We start from the raw sequence: 17,744 nt of genomic DNA on the forward strand, positions 1-17,744 counted from the left end.
CGGGCCCCCCCCCCGCCCGCCCCCCCGCCCCCCCCCCCCGCGCCGCCGGGGGGGGGGGGGGGCCCGGCCCCCCCCCCGGGGGGCGGGCCCGCCCCCCCCCCCCCCCCCCCCCCCCCCCCCCCCGCGCCGGTAGGACTGCGGCGTGGTCCCCACCGCGCGGACGAAGTGGTGGCGCAGCGCGGCCGCGTTGCCGAAGCCGGTACGGCCGGCGATCGCGTCCACCGTTTCGTCCGTCCGCTCCAGCAGGTGCTGGGCCAGCAGCACCCGCTGACCCAGGATCCAGCGGTAGGGCGTGGTGCCGGTCTCCTGCTGGAAGCGGCGGGCGAAGGTGCGCGGGGACATGTGGGCGCGGGCGGCGAGCTGCTCGACGGTGACCTCCTCGTCGAGGTGCCGCTCCATCCAGACCAGCACCTCGGCGACGGAGTCGCCCCCGGGCTGTGGCAGCGGGCGCTCGATGTACTGGGCCTGCCCGCCGTCGCGGTGCGGGGGTACCACCATCCGGCGGGCGATCCGGTTGGCCACCTCCGGGCCCTGCTCCTTGCGTACCAGGTGCAGACAGGCGTCGATGCCCGCGGCGGTGCCCGCCGAGGTGAACACCGGGTCCTCGTCGACGTAGAGCACGTCGGGCTCCGCCGTCAGGTGAGGGTGCCTGCGGCCCAGTTCCTCCGCGTGCTTCCAGTGGACGGCGGCGCGGCGGCCCTCCAGCAGTCCGGCGGCGGCCAGCACGAACACCCCCGAGCACACGCTCAGCACCCGGGCGCCCCGGTCCACGGCCCGGCGCAGGGAGTCCAGCAGGTCGGGAGGGAACTCCCGCGTCACGTAGGAGGCACCGGCCGGCACGGTGATCAGGTCCGCCGTCTCCAGACGTTCCAGACCGTGCTCGACCTGGAGCGAGAAGCCGGTACTGGCCCGCACCGACGGCCCGTCCGCCGAGGCGACGGCGAAGTCGTAGGCCGGCAGCCCGTCGTCGCTGCGGTCGATGCCGAACACCTCGCAGACCACGCCGAGTTCGAAGGGGTTCACGCCGTCGAGCAGGACGGCCGCCACATTCCGGAGCATGCCTTCAGTGTGCCGCACGCTTGGCAGTAAATCGAGGGTGTACGGCAGTCCTGCCACTGCCGGTCAGGAGTGTCCGGCGCGACAGTGGTGTACATGAACACGACGCAGATGGAAGCACTGATCTCGATGGTGGCCGTTCTCGGCCTGTTCGTCCTGATGACCGCGCCCGCCGTGATCGGCATCCTGCGCGACCGCCGCATCGACCGGCAGATCCGCCGGGCCCAGGCGGCCCCCGTCACCGAGCCGCCCGACGCGCCGGCCGCGTCCCGCCCGGAGCACCGGGCCGCCTCCCGCCGCCACGCACGCGCGGCGTGAGACGGACCCGGCGCCCGAGCGCTAGAAGTCCTCGTCCAGGTCGACCGTGCCCTCCACGGCGACCTGGTACGCGGACGGACGGCGCTCGAAGAAGTTGGTCAGCTCCTGGACGCCCTGCAGCTCCATGAAGGAGAACGGGTTCTCCGACCCGTACACCGGCGCGAAGCCCAGCCGCACCAGCCGCTGGTCCGCGACGCACTCCAGATACTCCCGCATCGACGCGGTGTTCATGCCCGGCAGCCCGTCGCCGCACAGGTCCCGCGCGAACTGCAGTTCCGCCTCGACCGCCTCGCGCAGCATGTCGGTGACCTGCCGGCCGAGCTCCTCGTCGAACAGCTCCGGCTCCTCCTTGCGCACGGTGTCCACCACGTCGAACGCGAACGACATGTGCATGGTCTCGTCGCGGAACACCCAGTTGGTTCCGGTCGCCAGCCCGTGCAGCAGACCCCGGCTGCGGAACCAGTAGACGTAGGCGAAGGCGCCGTAGAAGAACAGGCCCTCGATGCACGCGGCGAAGCAGATCAGGTTGAGCAGGAAGCGGCGCCGGTCCGCCCGCGACTCCAGCCGGTCGATCTTCTCCACCGAGTCCATCCACCGGAAGCAGAACTCGGCCTTCTCCCGGATGGACGGGATGTTCTCCACGGCCGCGAAGGCCGCCGCCCGGTCGTCCGGATCGGGCAGATAGGTGTCCAGCAGCGTCAGGTAGAACTGGACGTGCACGGCCTCCTCGAACAGCTGCCGCGACAGGTACAGCCGCGCCTCGGGCGAGTTGATGTGCTTGTACAGCGTGAGCACCAGGTTGTTCGCCACGATCGAGTCGCCGGTCGCGAAGAACGCCACGAGCCGGCCGATCAGATGCTGCTCCTCGGGGGTCAGCTTCGCCAGGTCGGCGACGTCCGAATGCAGGTCCACCTCCTCGACGTGCCAGGTGTTCTTGATCGCGTCCCGGTAGCGCTCGTAGAAGTCGGGGTAGCGCATGGGGCGCAGGGTGAGTTCGAAGCCGGGGTCGAGCAGGTTCTTCGTCACGCTGGTGGTCACTGGCAGGCCTCACAGGATTCGGGGTTCTCGAGGGAGCAGGCGACGGCCTCGGGATCGGCCGGCTGCTGGACGGGGACGGGGACGGCGGCGCGGGCCGCCCGGGCGATCCGGGTCGCCGGGCGGGAGCGCAGGTAGTAGGTGGTCTTCAGCCCCTGCTTCCAGGCGTAGGCGTACATCGAGGAGAGCTTGCCGATGGTCGGCGTCTCCAGGAACAGGTTCAGCGACTGCGCCTGGTCCAGGAACGGGGTGCGCGCGGCGGCCATGTCGATCAGGCCGCGCTGCGGGATCTCCCAGGCCGTGCGGTACAGCCGCCGGACGTCCTCCGGGATCCAGGCGAAGTGCTGCACCGAGCCGCCCGCCTCACGCAGCGCCTCCCGGGTGCGCGCGTCCCACACGCCGAGCCGCTTGAGGTCCTCCACCAGGTACGAGTTGACCTGGAGGAACTCCCCGGACAGCGTCTCGCGCTTGAACAGGTTGGACACCTGCGGCTCGATGCACTCGTACACGCCCGCGATGGACGCGATGGTGGCGGTCGGCGCGACGGCCAGCAGCAGCGCGTTGCGCATGCCGGTGGCCGCGATCCGGCCGCGCAGCGCCTCCCAGCGCTCCGGCCAGGTGAGTTCGACACCGTAGTGGTCGGGGTGCAGCACGCCCCGGGCGGTACGGGTCTTCTCCCAGGCCGGCAGCGGGCCGTGCCGCTCGGCCAGCCCGGCGGACGTCTCGTACGCGGCGAGCATGATCCGCTCGGCGATCCGGGTGGAGAGCGCCTTCGCCTCGGGGGAGTCGAACGGCATGCGCATCCGGAAGAAGACGTCCTGCAGCCCCATCACGCCCAGACCGACGGGGCGCCAGCGGGAGTTGGACCGGGCCGCCTGCTCGGTCGGGTAGAAGTTGATGTCGACCACACGGTCCAGGAACGTCACCGCGGTGCGGACGGCCGCGTCCAGGCGCTCCCAGTCCATGCCGTCCGGGCCGGCGAAGGCCGCGAGGTTGACCGACCCCAGGTTGCAGACCGCCGTCTCCCCGTCGTCGGTCACCTCCAGGATCTCCGTGCACAGGTTCGAGGAGTGGACCACGTGGCCGGGCTCGGCGGTCTGGTTGGCGGTGCGGTTGGCGGTGTCCTTGAAGGTCATCCAGCCGTTGCCGGTCTGCGCCAGGGTGCGCATCATCCGGCCGTACAGCTCGCGGGCCGGGAGCGTCCTGCGGGCCAGGCCCTTCGCCTCGGCGGCGCGGTAGGCCCCGTCGAACTCCTCGCCCCACAGGTCGACCAGCTCGGGCACGTCGACGGGGGAGAACAGCGACCACTGGGCGTCGGCGTCGACCCGGCGCATGAACTCGTCCGGGACCCAGTGCGCCAGGTTCAGGTTGTGCGTACGGCGGGCGTCCTCACCGGTGTTGTCGCGCAGCTCCAGGAACTCCTCGACGTCCGCGTGCCAGGTCTCCACGTAGACGGCGGCGGCGCCCTTGCGCCGGCCGCCCTGGTTCACGGCGGCGACCGAGGCGTCCAGCGTCTTCAGGAACGGGACGATGCCGTTGGAGTGCCCGTTGGTGCCGCGGATCAGCGAGCCCCGGGCGCGGACGCGGGAGAAGGACAGGCCGATGCCGCCGGCGTGCTTCGAAAGACGGGCGACCTGGTGGTAGCGGTCGTAGAGGGAGTCCAGCTCGTCCTTGGGGGAGTCGAGGAGGTAACAGGACGACATCTGCGGGTGGCGGGTGCCGGAGTTGAACAGCGTGGGGGAGGAGGGCAGGTAGTCCAGCCGGCTCATCAGCCCGTACAGGGCGGCGACCTCCTCCAGCGCCCGCTCGCTGTCGTCCTCGGCGAGTCCGCAGGCCACCCGGAGCAGGAAGTGCTGGGGCGTCTCGACGACCTTGCGGGTGACGGGGTGGCGCAGCAGGTAGCGGCTGTGCAGGGTGCGCAGCCCGAAGTAACCGAAGCGGTCGTCGGCCGCGGTGTCGACCAGGGCGTCGAGGCGCGTGGCGTGCAGCCGGACCAGGGCCGCGGTCCGGTCGCCGATCAGTCCTTCCCGGTGCCCGGCGGCGACCGACCCGGTGAAGGAGGTGACGCCCTGCGAGGCGGCCTCGGCGCGGATGCCGAGGGTCAGCAGCCGGGCGGCGAGCCGGGAGTAGGCGGGGTCCTCGGAGATCAGGCCGGCCGCCGCCTCGGTGGCCAGTTCCCGCAGCTCCGCTTCGTCGGCGGCGGCGGACCGGCCGCGCAGCGCGGCCGCGGCGACCCGGCCGGGGTCGGCGTCGGGCAGGTCGGCGGTCAGCTCGGTCAGGGTCCGCAGCAGCGCGGCCCCGGGGCCGTCGCCCTCCTCGGTCACGCGGGTCGCTGAAGCCGGATCGGCTGGCGCGATGGTCACGTGGGGCTCTCCCTCGCTCGGCACGGGGGCCTCGAAGAGCGCAGGGGGCAGCACACGAACGCACGCGGCGTCGCGTCCACCGGCCCATTCCGCGAGGCCCGGACGTCAGGGCACCCGGACCGGTCGGGCCGGGCGCACTGTCGGCAGGTCCTCGGACTGACTCCCGTGCGCGCCCGTGGGCAGGCAGGGGTACACCGTTGCGGGACAGTTCCGGATTCGCACCGGATTCCCCTGCGGCGACAGCGAGCATGAGCATACATCTTGTGCCGGGTGCCGCCAGCAACCCCATATGTTGTGTCGGCTCGCGGTCAGAGTGTCAGCTCGTAGGTCAGGAGCATGATGTCGTCCAGCTCCGGCAGCGGGTTCCAGTCCCGCTCCGGGGTGCGAATGAAGCCCAGCCGTTCGTAGACGCGGTGGGCGGCGCGCATGGTGCGCTGGGTCGACAGCACGACCCGGGCGCGGCCCTCGATCGCCCGTGCCCGCTCGACGCAGGCGCGCACCAGGGCCTCCCCGGCGCCCCGCCCCCGGCCGGACGCGGCCACCGCCAGCATCCGGATCTCCGCCTCGTCCGACCGCGCTATGTCCGCCATCGGTCCGGGCCCCGGCACGAAGGTCACCCCGCCCAACAGTGTGCCGTGCTCCACCGCGACCAGGACCTCGGCGGCGGCCGCCCGCTTCGCCACGTCCCTGAGCTCACCGAGGTAGGCGTCGCTCTCCCCGAAGTCCAGCAGGCCGTCCTGCAGATAGGCCTGCGCGGTGATCTCACCGAGGTCCGCGTACTCGCCGGGCGTCACCGGCCGGATGACGATGTCCATGCGGGGAGTCTGCCGTACGGGGACGACAGCGGGCCGCCGGTTTTCCACCGGCGGCCCGCTGCCCTGTGCACCCGCGGCGTCAGTGCGTGCTGCCCGCCGTGGCCGGCGGGAGCTCGGTCTGGACGCCGGGGTCGCCCGCGTCCGCCGTGTAGTCCTGCGGCTCGGTCTCGTCGACGCCCTCCGGCGCCTTGAACGCCCGCATGACGAACGTGAGCACCACCGTGACCACCACGTTGATCACGAAGGCGGTGAGACCGATGTAGCCGATCTCGCCGATCCCCGGGATCTCCTTCGCCGAACCGCCGAAGTGCTTCTGGGTCGGCGAGGCCACCCCGTACGCGGCGACCGTGCCGTAGATCATGCCGACCGCCCAGCCGCCGATCAGCGCCCAGCGGTGGAACCAGCGGGTGAACAGGCCGCCCACCAGCGCCGGGAAGGTCTGCAGGATCCAGATGCCGCCCAGCAACTGGAAGTTGATGGCGACCGTCTTGTCCATGGTCAGCACGAAGACCAGCGCGCCCACCTTCACCAGCAGCGACACGACCTTGGAGACGGCGGTCTCCTGCTTCGGGGTCGCGTCCGGCTTGATGAAGTCCTTGTAGATGTTGCGGGTGAACAGGTTCGCCGCCGCGATCGACATGATCGCCGCCGGCACCAGCGCGCCGATGCCGATCGCCGCGAAGGCCACACCGGCGAACCAGTCCGGGAACATGTTCTCGAACAGCTGCGGGATGGCCAGCTGGCCGTTCTGCACCTTCACCCCGGCCGCGATCGCCATGAACCCGAGCAGCGCCAGCAGGCCCAGCATCAGCGAGTACAGCGGCAGGATCGTGGTGTTGCGGCGGATCACCTCACGGCTGCGCGAGGACAGCGTCGCCGTGATCGAGTGCGGGTACATGAACAGCGCGAGCGCCGAGCCCAGCGCCAGCGTGGCGTACGTCCACTGGCCCGCCTCGCCCGGCACCAGGGCGCCGCGCGGGGCACCGGTGGCCGGGTTGGTCTCGCTGTACGCCTCCTGCGCGGAGGCGAAGATCTCGTCGAACCCGCCCAGCTTGATCGGGATGTAGATGATCGCCACCGCGATCACGATGTAGATCAGCGTGTCCTTGACGAACGCGATCAGGGCGGGCGCCCGCAGCCCCGACGAGTAGGTGTACGCGGCCAGCACACCGAAGGCGAGGAGCAGCGGCAGGTCCTTGACGAACCAGTTGGTGTTCTCGCCGCCGCCGACGCCCATCACGTCCAGCACGGCCTGGATGCCGACCAGTTGCAGCGCGATGTACGGCATCGTCGCCAGGATGCCGGTGACCGCGACGGCCAGCGACAGGCCCTTCGAGCCGAACCGGCCGCGCACGAAGTCCGAGGTCGTCACGTAGCCGTGCTTGTGCGACACCGACCACAGCCGGGGCAGGAAGGTGAAGATCAGCGGATACACCAGGATCGTGTACGGCACCGCGAAGAAGCCGGCCGCGCCCGCCGCGTAGATCGCCGCCGGGACGGCCACGAAGGTGTACGCGGTGTACAGGTCGCCGCCCAGCAGGAACCAGGTGACCCAGGTGCCGAACGACCGCCCTCCCAGGCCCCATTCGTCGAGGGTGTGCTCGTTGGCCGCCTTGCGCCAGCGGGCGGCCAGGAAGCCCATCACGGTGACGAGCACGAAGAAGAAGATGAAGACGGCGAGTGCCACGCCGTTCACGCCGTCGTTCACTGCTCCGCACCGCCCTTCGCGGCCGAGCGACCGCGCTGGTCACGCTGCCAGAGCTTGTACGCGATCATCGTCAGCGCGGTCGAGATCAGCACCCAGGCCATCTGGTACCAGTAGAAGAACGGGATACCGATGAAGGCCGGGTCGGTCTTGGCGTAGGACCCGACCCACAGCATGGCCACGAACGGTGCGACGAGACAGAGGCCGATGACGACGCGTACGGGCGTCACCACCGGCTCTCGTGTTGTTTCTGGGGCTTGTGACATCAGACGGCTCCCGTCCCCTCACTGATCGCCGACGTTGGCTCGCGGCAATGTAGGTGAGGGGGCGGGGCGGTCGTAACCCCCCGTTGGAGGGGCGGTACTCAGCAGCCGCCCAACCGAGAGGCAACAGCAACGAAAATCCTGTCAACCACCCGGTCTGTCGGGTTTTGCGGTGACGTCGGAGGCCGGCTGCCCGTCTCAGTCCTGGGGGCGCTTGAGGCGCGCGACGAACTTGTACCGGTCGCCCCGGTACACCGAACGCACCCACTCCACCGGCTGCCCGCCCCGGTCGAGCGAGTGCCGCGACAGCATCAGCATCGGCAGACCGACGTCGGTGCCGAGCAGGCCCGCCTCGCGCGGGGTGGCCAGGGACGTCTCGATCGTCTCCTCCGCCTCCGCGAGATGGACGTCGTACACCTCGGCGAGGGCGGTGTAGAGGGACGTGTACTTGGTCAGACTGCGGCGCAGCGCGGGGAAGCGCTTGGCGCTGAGGTGGGTGGTCTCGATGGCCATCGGCTCGCCGTTGGCCATGCGCAGCCGCTCGATGCGCAGCACCCGTCCGCCGGCCGTGATGTCCAGCAGGCCGGCGAGCCGGTCGTCGGCGGTGATGTACCCGAGGTCGAGCAGCTGCGACGTCGGCTCCAGGCCCTGGGCGCGCATGTCCTCGGTGTACGAGGTCAGCTGGAGCGCCTGGGACACCTTGGGCTTGGCGACGAAGGTGCCCTTGCCCTGGATGCGCTCCAGACGCCCCTCGACCACCAGTTCCTGCAGCGCCTGGCGCACGGTGGTGCGCGAGGTGTCGAACTCGGCGGCCAGGGTGCGCTCGGGCGGGACCGGGGTGCCGGGAGGCGCCGTCTCGGTCATGTCGAGCAGGTGTTTCTTGAGCCGGTAGTACTTAGGCACACGCGCCGTACGGACCGCGGTCCCACCCTCGTTCTCCGCACTGCTGACGTCGGTGCTCATGCTCTGCCTTCCCGGCTCCGGCTGCCGAAGCGGCCGACGATCCGTCGGCCACGGCTGACATCGTGGCACGGCTCGGGACGGGGAGCTGCCCCCCGTACGCTCCGTGATCCCTTTTGTATACCCCTGGGGCTGGTGCTGGTCCAGACCACGGGCGGTGGTCAGAGTCCCTGCCACTCCGGCTTGTTGACGTAGGTGTGCCGGAAGTAGTCGGCGAGCTTCAGCTTGGAGGCGGCGGCCTCGTCGACGACCACGGTGGCGTGCGGGTGCAGCTGAAGCGCGGACGCCGGGCACACCGCCGCGACCGGTCCCTCGACGGTGGCGGCCACCGCGTCCGCCTTGCCCTCGCCGGTGGCCAGCAGGACCAGGTGCCGGGCCTCCAGGATGGTGCCGATGCCCTGGGTGATGACGTGGTGCGGCACCTGCTCGATGTCACCGTCGAAGAAGCGGGCGTTGTCCACCCGGGTCTGCTCGGTCAGGGTCTTGATCCGGGTGCGCGAGGCGAGCGAGGAGCACGGCTCGTTGAACCCGATGTGCCCGTCCGTGCCGATCCCCAGCAGCTGCAGGTCCACGCCGCCGGCCTCGGCCAGCTCCCGGTCGTAGCGCTCGCAGGCGCCCTGCACGTCCTCGGCGGTTCCGTCCGGGCCGAGGAAGGACTCCATCGGGATGCCGAGCGGCTCGAGGACCTCGCGGCGCAGCACCGAGCGGTAGGACTCGGGGTGGTCGGCCGGCAGCCCCACGTACTCGTCGAGCTGGGCAACCCGCGCCCGGGAGATGTCGGTGGCACCGGAGCGGACCTTCGCCGCCAGCGCCTCGTAGACGGGCAGCGGCGTGGACCCCGTGGCCACGCCCAGCAGGGCGTCGGGCTTGCGCCGCAGCAGCTGGGCCATGGCCTCGGCGACGGTCTCGCCTCCCGCCTTGGCGTCCGCAACGATGACAACTTCCACGGTGGGCCTGCCGATCTTCCGGTGGACTCGACTGGGACGGGTCCCGGGGCGCGGGACCATGTGGTTTAGACCAATCTCAATCTAGCAGAGCGGGGCCCGCAGGCCGAGGTGAAACGGGCCGTCGGGCGCGGTCGCGCCGAAATTCCCGCCGCCGACCGCCCCCGCGGGCCACCCGCTCGGGTTAGGCTGCGGTGGGGACGCGTCTGCGTCCGGGTGGACGCGGAGCGACGACAAAAGAACGGTGTTCCACGCATTTACAGGGGCAGTGGTCTAGTCCACAATGCGTAGCAGGACACACAAGCCTGCCTTCCCCGCACAGGAAGGCGGACCGAGGATCCGGAGCTCTCTGCCCTGACTGCCCCGGCTCCTCATCCTTCGGCCGACCGGGACCGCACACCCCACGGCCGATATTGCTCCGGGCTGCGGTGCCGGGAGGGTTGAGGGTCCCTCCCAGGCGCCGCGGCCCGCGGGTGTTTCCGGGCCGGACGATCCCGCGGGTACGCTCGCTGACGTGCCCTCCATGAACGAACTCGTACGCCAGCACACCGCTCTCGACGACACCGATCTCGAGTGGCTCCACCTGCTGGTCTCGGAGTGGCAACTGCTCTCCGACCTCTCCTTCGCGGACCTGGTCCTGTGGGTCCCCACGCGCGACGGCACCCGCTACGTCTCCGTCGCCCAGATGCGACCCAACACCGGCCCCACCTCCTACCAGGACGACATGGTCGGGCACCTCGTCCCGCGCGGCCGCCGGCCCATGCTGGACGCGGCCCTGGACGAGGGCCGCATCGTGCGCGAGGGCGACCCGGAGTGGCGCGAGGAGGTCCCCGTCCGGGTGGAGTCCATCCCGGTACGGCGCGAGGGGCGGGTCCTCGGCGTCATCGCGCGCAACACCAACCTCCTCACCGTGCGCACCCCCAGCCGGCTGGAGCTCACCTATCTGCAGAGCGCCTCGGACCTGGCCCAGATGATCGCGGCCGGCTCCTTCCCGTTCGCGAACCAGCAGCTGGAGATGGACGCCTCGCCGCGGGTCGGCGACGGGCTGATCCGGCTCGACGCCGACGGTGTGGTGCAGTACGCGTCCCCCAACGCCCTGTCCGCCTACCACCGCCTGGGCCTGGCCGCCGACCTGGTGGGCCATCACCTCGGGCAGACCACCGCCGAACTGGCGCCCTCACGCGGGCCGGTGGACGAGGCGCTGTCCAAGGTCGCCAGCGGCTGGGCACCCCGCGAGTTCGAGATCGAGTCCGGCGACGGGGTGATCCAGTTCCGCGCGATCCCGCTCAAGCCGAAGGGCACCCGCATCGGGTCGCTGGTGCTGCTCCGTGACGTGACCGAACTGCGCCGCCGCGAACGCGAGTTGATCACCAAGGACGCGACCATCCGGGAGATCCACCACCGGGTGAAGAACAACCTCCAGACGGTGGCCGCGCTGCTGCGGCTCCAGGCCCGCCGGATCGGCTCCGAGCGCGGCCGGGCGGCGCTGGAGGAGGCCGTGCGACGGGTGGGGTCCATCGCCATCGTCCATGAGACGCTGTCCCAGAACCTGGACGAGCGGGTGGAGTTCGACGAGATCGCCGACCGGGTGCTCGCGATGGTCGCCGAGATTTCGCCCGGCAAGGTCACCGGCCGGCGCTCGGGCCGCTTCGGCATACTCGACGCCGAGGTCGCCACACCGCTGTCGATGGTGCTGACCGAGGTGCTGCAGAACGCCCTGGAGCACGGATTCCGGGAGGGCGAGACCGGCACCGTCGAGGTGTCCGCGGTCCGCGGCGGCACGTCCAGGGAGGCGCGCCTGCTGGTCACCGTGCAGGACGACGGGGTGGGCCTGCCCGAGGGCTTCGACCCGCACACCGCGGGCAACCTGGGCCTGCAGATCGTACGGACGCTGGTGGAGGGCGAGTTGGGCGGCACCTTCGACATGGTCCCGGCCCCGGACCGGGGGACCCGCGTGATCCTCGACATCCCCGTCCAGGGAGACGCGTGATCTCCGGGCCCTCACAGGGCCCGGTCCGCCGTGCATGACCCCGGACAGCAAAAGACCCCGGACCGGGGTCCGGGGCTGATGCTCGTTCCTTCGGGTTCCCCTGCTCGAACGGGGTCGGGCTTCGGGGGGAACCGCGCGCTGCGGCTCGGGGCGGGAGATGCGTGTGCGCCGTCCACGGAATCTTCCGGACGGGCGCACACGCGCCGCCAAGCTCAGGCTGTCACCAGGGGTGGGGTCGTCAGGCGGAGGCCTGACGCGCCCGGTTGCGGGCCGCGCGGCGCTTCATCGCGCGACGCTCGTCCTCGCTGAGACCACCCCAGACGCCGGAGTCCTGACCGGACTCGAGCGCCCACTGCAGGCACTGCTCGATCACCGGGCAGCGGCGGCAGACGGCCTTGGCTTCCTCGATCTGCAGCAGCGCGGGACCGGTGTTGCCGATGGGGAAGAAGAGCTCGGGGTCTTCCTCGCGGCAAACGGCGTTGTGACGCCAGTCCATGGCTGCTACCTCTCCTTGGTATTACTGCAAGTGCTTGTGAATGTGAACGCTTTCACGAATCCCCCAACAAGGGAAGGGCCGACCGCCAGGTTCCCTGGCGTGGTCCTTGGGTTTGAAGAGGGGTTCCGGTGATCTGTGGAGGCCGGTGTTGCGGGCCGTCCCGATCGCCAAGAAGAGACTCGCAAACCTCGGCGGCGGATACAACCCCTTCCGAAAAGTTTTTTTTGATTCTTCGGTGTCGACTAGGTCACAGCCGTACTTCCATGGGGTGGACCCTGGCCTAAACGTTCGACTGAAAGGACTTTGGCCCTTTCTGCTCACACAATCACACGCAGTGCACGGCGTACGCCTGTGAACGTCACGCTGGTTCGCAGCCCGAGGTGGTCACCGTCCATCTGAAGGGGCAGCGGCACCTTCGAATGCAAGGTGAAGCGTGTCAAGTCGTGCCGGGACACCGCGTGTCTGCCGCGCGGGCCGCGCTCCGGGGACGAAGTGAGCAACTGGGTGCCATACCGGGCAACCGCGGCGGTGGACATCCGGCTCAGACCGAAGAGATCGAGTCCCGTGTCGAACGACGCCTCGGGCGACGCGTAGATCGGGCGGTTGCCGAGGAACGTCCACGGCGAGGTGTTCGAGACTATGGACAGCACCAGGTCCTCGACCGGGTCCTCGCCCGGGTGCTCCAGCGTGATCACCCCGCGCCGGCGGTGCGGGTCGCCCAGCAGCTGACGCACCACCTGGCGCATGTACAGCGCGTGGGTCGACTTCCGGCCCCGCTCCCGCTGCTGCTCCACCCGGCCCACCACGCCCGCGTCGAAGCCCAGGCCCGCGTTGAAGGTGAACCAGCGGGCCGGCACCGCCTCGTCCTCCGTGCCCGGCGTGCCCGAGGTCAGCCCCAGGCCCACGGTCCGCTCCCGGCCCTCGCGCAGGGCGTCCAGCAGCACGCCGGTCGCCTCCACGGGCTGGTTCGGCAGCCCCAGGGCGCGGGCGAAGACGTTGGTGGAGCCGCCGGGCACCACGGCGAGACCGGGCAGGTGCTCCGGATCGGGGCCCGCGTGCAGCAGGCCGTTGACGACCTCGTTCACCGTGCCGTCGCCGCCGAGGGCGACGACGAGGTCGACCTCGCCGCTCTCCGCCGCCTGCCGTCCCAGGTCGCGCGCGTGACCGCGGTACTCGGTGGTGACCGCCTCCAGCTTCATCTCGCTGGCGAGCGCGTGGATCAGCACGTCGCGCGTGCGCGCACTGGTGGTGGTTGCCGCCGGGTTGACCACGAGAAGTGCACGCATGACGTGCAGGGTACCTACTGAGCGGTACCTGGCCCAGACCGAGGTCCACCCCGCGGACCGGGCGGGGCGTGAACCTCGACACGGGGCGGCTCCCCGGCGCGGGCTACCCTGCAGGGGTGAGCAGCGAGCAGACCTCCACCACCGCCCCCGACGACGCCGGCACCCGCCCGCGCCGTCTGACGTACGCGGCGGCCCTGGCCGCGCTGGAAGGCCTCGCGCTGGTGGCCGGCGGGGTGTGGATGCTGGCCCTCGGGCTCATGGGGGAGCCGGACGACCGGCAGCAGGCCGTCACCGGCGGGGTCACGCTGATCGTCCTGGCGCTGCTGCCGCTGCTGGCCGCGCGCGGCCTGCTGGCCCGGCGCGGCTGGAGCCGCGGGCCCGCCGTCGTCACGCAGGTCGTGGCGCTGCCGGTGGCCTACAACATGCTGCGGTCCGACGGGGTGGCGATCCCCGCCGGGATCGTGCTCGCCGTGGTGGCCGTGACCGCGCTGGTGCTGCTGATCAACGCCGAGACGACCCGGGCCCTCGGCATCCGCGGACCCGGGAACGCGGACGACGCCGCCAAGTGACGCGCCCGCGGGCGCTCGTCGCGGGCGCTCGGCGCGAGCGGTCGCGCGCCGGGCGGTCTCCCGCCGGGCGGTCGCCAGCTCACTCCTCCACGAGCAGCTTCTCCCGCAGCTGGGCCAGGGTGCGGGCCAGCAGCCGGGAGACGTGCATCTGGGAGATGCCGACCTCCTGCGCGATCTGCGACTGGGTCATGTTGCCGAAGAAGCGCAGCAGCAGGATCCGCTTCTCGCGTGGCGGGAGGTCCTCCAGCAGCGGCTTGAGCGACTCCCGGTACTCCACGCCCTCCAGCGCCTCGTCCTCGGCGCCGAGGGTGTCGGCGACCGCCGGGGACTCGTCGTCGGTGTCGGGGACGTCCAGGGACAGCGTGGAGTAGGCGTTCGCCGACTCCAGGCCCTCCAGGACCTCCTCCTCGGAGATGGCCAGTTTCTCGGCCAGCTCGTGCACGGTGGGGGAGCGGCCGTGCAGCTGGGACAGCTCGGCCGTGGCCGTGGTGAGCGCCAGCCGCAGCTCCTGCAGCCGGCGCGGCACACGCACCGCCCAGCCCTTGTCGCGGAAGTGCCGCTTGATCTCACCGACGACGGTCGGGGTCGCGTAGGTGGAGAACTCCACGCCACGGTCCGGGTCGAAACGGTCGACGGACTTGATCAGCCCGATGGTGGCGACCTGCGTGAGGTCGTCCAGGGGCTCGCCGCGGTTGCGGAACCGGCGCGCCAGGTGTTCGACGAGCGGCAGGTGCATGCGCACCAGCCGGTTGCGCAGCTCCGCGTACTCCGGACTGCCGTCCTGCAGTGCGCGCAGTTCGAGGAAGAGGGCGCGCGCCCCGCTGCGGTCGTGCGGGTCGTGGTGCGCGTGCGTGCCCGGTGTGCTCCGCGCGCCGGTGGCCGGCGGCGCCGCCCGGTCCTCGGCCTGTCGCTCGTGCTCGCTCATCGTCCCGCCCGTCGCCCTTCCCCGAGCGCTCGCCTCGTCCCCCGCCACCGGCTCGGCCCGGGCGGGGGCGTCCCCGCCGGGTGCGGCCGGTCCGGCTGCGGACGCGCCCCGCGCGGCGCCGTCGCCCTGCCCGCCGCCCGGCAGGACGCCCTCCGCGGGGTCGTCCTCCGGATGCGGCCGGGCCTGCTCGGGGATGCCGTCGATGCCGTCCGGCACGCGCTCGGCCGGCAGCTCCCGTGTGCCGCGTTCTTCGTCCCGCACCGGCCCGTCCTCGCTCCTCACGCCGGCCCGGGTCCCGCGCCGCGCTGTTTGTAGAGGCTGATCGACACGGTCTTGTCCTCGTCGACGGCGGAGGAGACCTTCCCCGCGAGCGCGGACAGCACGGTCCAGGCGAAGGTGTCCCGGGACGGGGCGTGACCGTCCGTGGTGGGCGCCGAGACCGTGACCTCGAGCGAGTCGTCGACGAGCCGGAAGACGCAACTGAGCACCGAGCCCGGCACGGCCTGCTGGAGCAGGATCGCGCAGGCCTCGTCGACCGCGATGCGCAGGTCCTCGATCTCGTCGAGGGTGAAGTCCAAACGGGCCGCGAGACCGGCCGTGGCCGTACGCAGCACCGACAGGTAGGCCCCCGCGGCCGGCAGCCGGACTTCCACGAAGTCCTGGGTCGCGGGCTCGCCTGCGATCTGGGACACCCTCACCTCCAAGGTGGTACAAGCGTTTCAGGGCCTGGTTTCGCCCCCGGGCAACGCGCTACGTGGTTCAGCGGTGACGCTATCGCGCTCCCGGCAATCCTGTCGCCGGGACCCCGACCCCGTTGCTGTCACTCATAGTAAAACTCTGAACACGCTCCGTGGCTAGGGGTCTGCGACCGCCAAATGGGAAGTGCGCGCGCCGCATTGACGTACCCACGCGTAGGACCGTCGAACCGTCCGGCGCCGGGGCCCACCGCGTCACGCCAGTACGTGGTCGACGAAGCACCAGCGCCACTCCTCGCCGGGTTCGTGGGTTCGCATCACGGGGTGGCCGGTTTCCTTGTGGTGCTGCGTCGCGTGCCGGTTCGGCGACGAGTCGCAGCACCCGACGTGGCCACAGGTCAGACAGAGACGCAGCTGCACCGGGTCCGTGCCGTCCCGCAGGCACTCCGGACACGTCGTGCCGAGCGGGGCCGGCTCCGGGTGCGGCAACGCGTCGAGGTGCGTGCACTGTTTCATGATTGCCAGATTACGACGGGCGCGCGGACGACCGCGCGGAAAAACGAGGGTGGGCCCGACATGGACGTGATGCCCCTGCTGCTGCTCGTGGCGGGCAGCGCCGCGATCGCCGCCGCCGGCCGGCGGACACCGGTGCCGCCGCCGCTGCTGCTGGTGGCGGCCGGCCTGGTGGTCAGCTACCTCCCCGGCGTGCCCAACTACGCGCTGGACCCGCACATCGTGCTGCCGCTGATCCTTCCGCCGCTCCTCTACACGGCGGCCGTGGAGAGCTCCTACCTCGACCTGAGGGCGCAGTTGCGGCCCGTGACCCTGCTGTCCGTCGGGTACGTGCTGTTCGCGACCCTCGCCGTGGGCTGGTTCGTGCATGTGCTGGTCCCGGCCCTGCCGCTGACCGCGGCGCTGGTGTTCGGCGCCGTGGTGGCCCCGCCGGACGCCGTCGCGGCGACGGCGGTGGCGCGCAGGGTCGGCCTGCCCTCGCGGATCACCACGATCCTGCAGGGCGAGTCCCTGTTCAACGACGCCACCGCCATCACCGCGTTCCGGGTGGCCGTCGCCGCGTCCGTCGGCGAGGGCGTGAGCTGGGCCGGGGGAGTGGGCGAGTTCCTGCTGGCGGCGATCGGCGGCACGGTGGTCGGCCTGGTGCTGATGGTGCCGCTGCACTGGCTGCGCACCCACCTCCGGGAGTCGCTGCTGCAGAACACCCTCTCGCTGCTGATCCCGTTCGTCGCGTACGCCGTCGCGGAGCAGGTGGAGGCCTCCGGAGTCATCGCCGTCGTCGTGGTCGCCCTGTACCTGGGCCACCGCGCGTGGGAGGTCGACTTCGCCACCCGGCTCCAGGAGGAGGCGGTGTGGAAGATGGTGGCGTTCGTCCTGGAGTCGGCCGTCTTCGCCCTGATCGGACTGCAGCTGCCGGTCGTCATGCGCGGGCTCGGCGAGCACGAGGGGATCGCGTCCGCCTGGTACGCCGTCGTCGTCTTCGCGGTGGTCGTCGTCGTGCGGTTCATGTGGGTGTACCCCGCGATCTGGCTGCCGTGGCTGCTCTCGGCACGGGTCCGGGCGCGGGAACGGCGGCCCGGCTGGAAGGGCCCGTTCGTGATCTCGTGGGCCGGCATGCGCGGGGTGGTCTCGCTGGCGATCGCCTTCTCGATCCCGGTCACCGCCGAGGGAGAGGATTTCCCGCACCGCTATCTGCTGCTGTTCCTGACCTTCACCACCGTCATCGGCACCCTCGTCGTGCAAGGGCTGACCCTGCCCCCGCTGATCCGGCTGCTGAAGCTCCCGGGACGCGATCAGCAGGCCGACACCCTGGCCGAGGCCAACGCGCAGGCGCAGGCGTCCCGGGTGGCCGAGGAACGCCTCGACGAACTGCTCGCCGACGAGCGCAACGCCCTGCCGGAGCCGCTGGCCGACCGGCTGCGCGGCGTGATGGAGCGCCGCCGCAACGCCGTCTGGGAGCGGCTCGGACAGGTCAACCCCGTCACGGGCGAGTCGGTGGACGACACCTACCGGCGGCTGTCCCGGGAGATGATCAGCGCCGAGCGGGACATGTTCGTCAAACTGCGCGACGGGCGCTACATCGACGACGAGATGCTGCGGACGCTGCTGCGCCGGCTGGACCTGGAGGAGGCCGCGGCCTTCCGGGAGTCGGAGTAGGGGCGCTGTCCTTCCCGGGAGTCGGAGTAGGCGCGCCGGCCGGTCCTGAGGGACGGGCCGTTCCGGCCGCGTGGACCGGGCGCGTGGGAGGGCCGGGCACACGGGGGGCGGCCGGGCTCCGAGGGACGGCCGGGCTCAGCGGACCGCCCGGCTCA

General features: G+C 71.4%; 17 protein-coding genes and 1 riboswitch. Of the genes, 4 read left to right on the top strand and 13 right to left on the bottom strand.

Annotated features, from left to right (window positions below):
• The coding region (locus tag ACIF8S_RS26765) for a GlxA family transcriptional regulator (RefSeq protein WP_400002350.1) at positions 1-1,059 on the bottom strand (1,059 nt) is incomplete at its 3' end.
• Between the two features lie 93 nt (positions 1,060-1,152).
• Between ACIF8S_RS26765 and ACIF8S_RS26770 the strand changes: the two genes are divergently transcribed.
• Entirely contained in the window at positions 1,153-1,374 is a 222-nt protein-coding gene (locus ACIF8S_RS26770; protein WP_400002352.1) for a hypothetical protein, read from the top strand.
• A gap of 21 nt (positions 1,375-1,395) precedes the next feature.
• On the opposite strand, the gene ACIF8S_RS26775 is transcribed toward ACIF8S_RS26770, so the two are convergent.
• The 7 genes from ACIF8S_RS26775 to nagB form a co-directional block, all read right to left on the bottom strand.
• A complete protein-coding gene (locus ACIF8S_RS26775; RefSeq protein ID WP_349798479.1) occupies positions 1,396-2,352 on the bottom strand; it encodes a ribonucleotide-diphosphate reductase subunit beta in 957 nt (318 codons plus the stop codon).
• A 56-nt stretch (positions 2,353-2,408) separates the two neighbouring features.
• The gene (locus tag ACIF8S_RS26780; protein ID WP_400002354.1) at positions 2,409-4,772 is read right to left on the bottom strand and encodes a ribonucleoside-diphosphate reductase subunit alpha; all 2,364 of its coding nucleotides are present in this window, start codon (positions 4,770-4,772) and stop codon (positions 2,409-2,411) included.
• Between the two features lie 124 nt (positions 4,773-4,896).
• Positions 4,897-5,068: riboswitch (cobalamin riboswitch) on the bottom strand.
• A 12-nt stretch (positions 5,069-5,080) separates the two neighbouring features.
• On the bottom strand, positions 5,081-5,587 hold the full coding sequence (locus ACIF8S_RS26785; protein ID WP_400002355.1) for a GNAT family N-acetyltransferase: 507 nt from the start codon (positions 5,585-5,587) through the stop codon (positions 5,081-5,083).
• Positions 5,588-5,666: 79 nt separating this feature from the next.
• Positions 5,667-7,295: a monocarboxylate uptake permease MctP gene (gene mctP / locus ACIF8S_RS26790; protein ID WP_400002357.1), complete on the bottom strand. Its 1,629-nt coding sequence runs from the start codon at positions 7,293-7,295 to the stop codon at positions 5,667-5,669.
• The gene (locus ACIF8S_RS26795) at positions 7,292-7,558 is read right to left on the bottom strand and encodes a DUF3311 domain-containing protein (protein ID WP_349798353.1); all 267 of its coding nucleotides are present in this window, start codon (positions 7,556-7,558) and stop codon (positions 7,292-7,294) included. Before ACIF8S_RS26795 ends, mctP begins: the two co-directional genes overlap by 4 nt.
• Positions 7,559-7,753: 195 nt before the next feature.
• Positions 7,754-8,518 (bottom strand): GntR family transcriptional regulator, encoded by a 765-nt coding sequence (locus ACIF8S_RS26800; protein ID WP_024884420.1) that lies wholly within the window; start codon positions 8,516-8,518, stop codon positions 7,754-7,756.
• A gap of 158 nt (positions 8,519-8,676) precedes the next feature.
• Positions 8,677-9,462 (bottom strand): glucosamine-6-phosphate deaminase, encoded by a 786-nt coding sequence (nagB, locus tag ACIF8S_RS26805; RefSeq protein WP_349798357.1) that lies wholly within the window; start codon positions 9,460-9,462, stop codon positions 8,677-8,679.
• 520 nt (positions 9,463-9,982) lie between these two features.
• Between nagB and ACIF8S_RS26810 the strand changes: the two genes are divergently transcribed.
• Complete coding sequence (locus tag ACIF8S_RS26810; RefSeq protein WP_349798482.1) at positions 9,983-11,449, top strand: PAS domain-containing sensor histidine kinase; 1,467 nt, start codon at positions 9,983-9,985, stop codon at positions 11,447-11,449.
• A gap of 238 nt (positions 11,450-11,687) precedes the next feature.
• On the opposite strand, the gene ACIF8S_RS26815 is transcribed toward ACIF8S_RS26810, so the two are convergent.
• Both ACIF8S_RS26815 and ACIF8S_RS26820 read right to left on the bottom strand, forming a co-directional pair.
• Entirely contained in the window at positions 11,688-11,945 is a 258-nt protein-coding gene (locus ACIF8S_RS26815) for a WhiB family transcriptional regulator (protein ID WP_003992873.1), read from the bottom strand.
• A 317-nt stretch (positions 11,946-12,262) separates the two neighbouring features.
• Positions 12,263-13,231 (bottom strand): diacylglycerol/lipid kinase family protein, encoded by a 969-nt coding sequence (locus ACIF8S_RS26820; RefSeq protein WP_400002360.1) that lies wholly within the window; start codon positions 13,229-13,231, stop codon positions 12,263-12,265.
• 116 nt (positions 13,232-13,347) lie between these two features.
• Here ACIF8S_RS26820 and ACIF8S_RS26825 point away from each other — a divergent pair, with 116 nt between their 5' ends.
• On the top strand, positions 13,348-13,800 hold the full coding sequence (locus ACIF8S_RS26825) for a hypothetical protein (protein ID WP_400002362.1): 453 nt from the start codon (positions 13,348-13,350) through the stop codon (positions 13,798-13,800).
• A 79-nt stretch (positions 13,801-13,879) separates the two neighbouring features.
• Here ACIF8S_RS26825 and ACIF8S_RS26830 read toward each other — a convergent pair whose 3' ends face one another.
• The 3 genes from ACIF8S_RS26830 to ACIF8S_RS26840 form a co-directional block, all read right to left on the bottom strand.
• Positions 13,880-14,986 (bottom strand): RNA polymerase sigma factor SigF, encoded by a 1,107-nt coding sequence (locus tag ACIF8S_RS26830; protein ID WP_400002363.1) that lies wholly within the window; start codon positions 14,984-14,986, stop codon positions 13,880-13,882.
• A gap of 17 nt (positions 14,987-15,003) precedes the next feature.
• Positions 15,004-15,417 (bottom strand): anti-sigma regulatory factor, encoded by a 414-nt coding sequence (locus ACIF8S_RS26835; RefSeq protein ID WP_004925829.1) that lies wholly within the window; start codon positions 15,415-15,417, stop codon positions 15,004-15,006.
• A 258-nt stretch (positions 15,418-15,675) separates the two neighbouring features.
• Positions 15,676-15,936 carry a UBP-type zinc finger domain-containing protein gene (locus ACIF8S_RS26840; protein WP_349798370.1) on the bottom strand — a complete coding sequence of 87 codons (261 nt, stop codon included), beginning with the start codon at positions 15,934-15,936 and terminating at the stop codon, positions 15,676-15,678.
• Between the two features lie 60 nt (positions 15,937-15,996).
• Between ACIF8S_RS26840 and ACIF8S_RS26845 the strand changes: the two genes are divergently transcribed.
• The gene (locus tag ACIF8S_RS26845) at positions 15,997-17,589 is read left to right on the top strand and encodes a Na+/H+ antiporter (protein WP_400002365.1); all 1,593 of its coding nucleotides are present in this window, start codon (positions 15,997-15,999) and stop codon (positions 17,587-17,589) included.
• Positions 17,590-17,744: the final 155 nt, after the last annotated feature.

The sequence above is a fragment of the Streptomyces sp. NPDC085937 genome (genome assembly GCF_044540535.1).
GTDB lineage: Bacteria > Actinomycetota > Actinomycetes > Streptomycetales > Streptomycetaceae > Streptomyces.

Bases quoted from the DNA above. Each gene is read 5' to 3' on its own strand.
- ACIF8S_RS26770 (WP_400002352.1), top strand. From the start codon at position 1,153: ATGAACACGACGCAGATGGAAGCACTGATCTCGATGGTGGCCGTTCTC.
- ACIF8S_RS26775 (WP_349798479.1), bottom strand. From the start codon at position 2,352: ATGCGCTACCCCGACTTCTACGAGCGCTACCGGGACGCGATCAAGAAC.
- ACIF8S_RS26785 (WP_400002355.1), bottom strand. From the start codon at position 5,587: ATGGACATCGTCATCCGGCCGGTGACGCCCGGCGAGTACGCGGACCTC.
- ACIF8S_RS26795 (WP_349798353.1), bottom strand. From the start codon at position 7,558: ATGTCACAAGCCCCAGAAACAACACGAGAGCCGGTGGTGACGCCCGTA.
- ACIF8S_RS26800 (WP_024884420.1), bottom strand. From the start codon at position 8,518: ATGAGCACCGACGTCAGCAGTGCGGAGAACGAGGGTGGGACCGCGGTC.
- ACIF8S_RS26810 (WP_349798482.1), top strand. From the start codon at position 9,983: ATGAACGAACTCGTACGCCAGCACACCGCTCTCGACGACACCGATCTC.
- ACIF8S_RS26815 (WP_003992873.1), bottom strand. From the start codon at position 11,945: ATGGACTGGCGTCACAACGCCGTTTGCCGCGAGGAAGACCCCGAGCTC.
- ACIF8S_RS26820 (WP_400002360.1), bottom strand. From the start codon at position 13,231: ATGCGTGCACTTCTCGTGGTCAACCCGGCGGCAACCACCACCAGTGCG.
- ACIF8S_RS26840 (WP_349798370.1), bottom strand. From the start codon at position 15,936: ATGAAACAGTGCACGCACCTCGACGCGTTGCCGCACCCGGAGCCGGCC.
- ACIF8S_RS26845 (WP_400002365.1), top strand. From the start codon at position 15,997: ATGGACGTGATGCCCCTGCTGCTGCTCGTGGCGGGCAGCGCCGCGATC.